The organism is Treponema sp. (assembly GCF_045657965.1).
GTDB lineage: Bacteria > Spirochaetota > Spirochaetia > Treponematales > Treponemataceae > Treponema_D.
In genome coordinates this window covers 1-2336 of record NZ_JAZOUG010000323.1, presented here as the reverse complement: position 1 = coordinate 2336, position 2336 = coordinate 1, and the positions used below count along the sequence as shown (strand labels likewise).

General features: G+C 40.8%; 2 protein-coding genes. One reads left to right on the top strand and one right to left on the bottom strand.

What is annotated here, in order from left to right; translation table 11 throughout:
* The coding region (locus ACKI5B_RS12230) for a hypothetical protein (protein WP_407429165.1) at positions 1-204 on the bottom strand (204 nt) is incomplete at its 3' end.
* A gap of 247 nt (positions 205-451) precedes the next feature.
* Here ACKI5B_RS12230 and ACKI5B_RS12225 point away from each other — a divergent pair.
* A partial coding sequence (locus ACKI5B_RS12225) for a type IV secretory system conjugative DNA transfer family protein (protein ID WP_407429163.1) occupies positions 452-2336 on the top strand: 1885 nt, incomplete at its 3' end.

Here is a 2336-nt window from a genome sequence, read left to right as displayed (position 1 = left end):
ATCGAAATCTGCAATCTGATACTGACCTCCCTGACGAATAAGCTCACGAAGGTATTTATTTACAGACAAACCGACTTCAGCGGCATGTTTTTCTAAAAGCTCTGCTTCTTCAATCGGAAGATTTACTGTGTAGTGCTTTGTTTTTGCTCCAGTGGCTTTTCTTCCTGAACCTGGGCGTGCTCCACCTCTTTTTTCTTCTGCCATCTGTCTCCTCCTGTGTTAGCTTTGATATAATTACTAACTTTTTCAAATCTAATTATAATATAAGCACACCTGTTCAATTTGTCAATGAAATAATTACTAATTATTTCAAAAATCACATTTTCTCGTAAAATAATTTTATATTCTTACACTTTTATTTTCTTATATGTACTACTTGATATTTTTGTATACATTCTGTATATTATAAATGTAACAAACGAAATCGCCTGCCCAAAGGTTAGGTTTTGTTTTGAAAGATAAGGAAGAATTTGCCCGTCAGGACCCGGACAGCTCCCACAAAGTATACTGGCTCGCAGTTTTAAACTGGTTCGTGCCGATTACCCTTGTTTTTATAGGGTTAATAATCACCACTCAGAAATTTGCACCAATGATGAACTATGACCCGAAGGTTATAGGGCATCCAATCTTCATTACCAAGAATGGATACAGAGTTTACAATCCTCTGGTCTTCATAATTGGCATGATGAAGTATGCATTTAACGAAACTTATTCGTATTACTTCTTTCAGGCTATTCCCCCTGCATTCTTCTGTCTGATTTCTGCAATAGTTCTATTTGTACTTACAAGCATTTTTGTTAATGCACATCAGAAGAATCAGCACATTCACGGAACAGCGCGTTTTGCTACCCGTAAAGACTTAAAGAAATACGGAATGCTTCAGCAGCACGGAGTTGTATGCGGAGAACTTGCAGAAGCTAGAGTGAATTACAAAATTGATGCTGAAAAGGCATCTCTCACCCTTCACTGCAAGAAACCAGCAGCACTTGTCTGCCATTCAGGACGTACAAACACTCTTTTGATTGCTCCTACAAGAGCAGGAAAAGGCGTTTCCTGCATAATTCCAACTCTGTTGAATTACGGCATTCCTGTTTACAAATGGATAAAGAAAAAGGTTCTCTTTTTCAAAATCAGAACTAAGAAAGAAGTTAGCGGAAGAGGAAGTGTTGTTGTATTTGATCCAAAAGGCGAAAACTGGGCAGCCACAGCAGGCTACCGTTCTAAATTCAGCAGAGTAATTCCGTTCCGTCCTCTGGATCCGGACAATAACACCGCTCATTACAATCCAATCTGGGAAATACCGGATTCTCCAAGTGAGGCTTTCAGCTGGGCAGATACTATCGGTGAAATCTTCTTTGGTGGAGATACAGCAAAAGCTGCAAGTGATGGGGCAACACAGTACTTCAACAATACAGCCCGCGATATTTTCAGCGGTGTTGTAATGCACGTTCGCTTTTCAAAAGACATTCCCTGGAAAGATAAGAACCTTGCCACAGTTCTTCATGTATTCTCTTCTGCCACAAATGATGAACAAAAAGAAGGCGAAGAAGAAAACTCAAAAGGACCTGGCTGGGAAATGCTTGAAGCAATGATTAATGCCGACCATGGAAACGACAAAATCCATCAGCTGATTGTTGAGGCTGCAAACCGAAGCAAGATTCAGACACCAAAAGAGCGTGCTTCAACCTACTCTACTGTGTTTAGTAAGATTTCGCTCTTTCAGGACCCGCTGCTTGCTCAGGCAACTGCATATTCTGACTTCAGTGTAGATGACTTTATCAATTCTAAGAACGGAATCAGTTTGTATCTGATTGTACCCTATAACCACATCAAACGAATCAGTCCGGTTTTCAGAATGATTATCACCTTCATGATTAAGAAGTTTTCTGCAGGTGAGACAAATGCAAAAGAAGTTAAGCTCAAGATTCCTTGTCTTTTCCTTCTCGACGAATTCCCTGTGCTCGGATTTTTTCCTGACATCGCGTTAAACGCTGGAATTTTGGCGGGCTATGGAGTCACGTTCTTTATCGTCTGCCAGGCATTGAATCAGATAATTGATGTTTACGGTGAGAATCATCCGTTCCTTGATCACTGTAAGACAATCATCCTGTATGCGCCGGGTTCCCTTAAAGATGCGCGTACATTCAGTGAATCAATCGGAAACCGCTCGGTGCTTCTGGATAACATCAGTGCAAGCGGAAATAAGTTTCAGGTGGGATTCAACAATATTTCCCGATCCAGTCAGGAAACAAGCACTTCGCTTATCAATCCAGATGAGCTTATGAAGCTTGAGTTCAGCAGAGCCATCATTATGAATCAGGGAATGCCGCCTTACA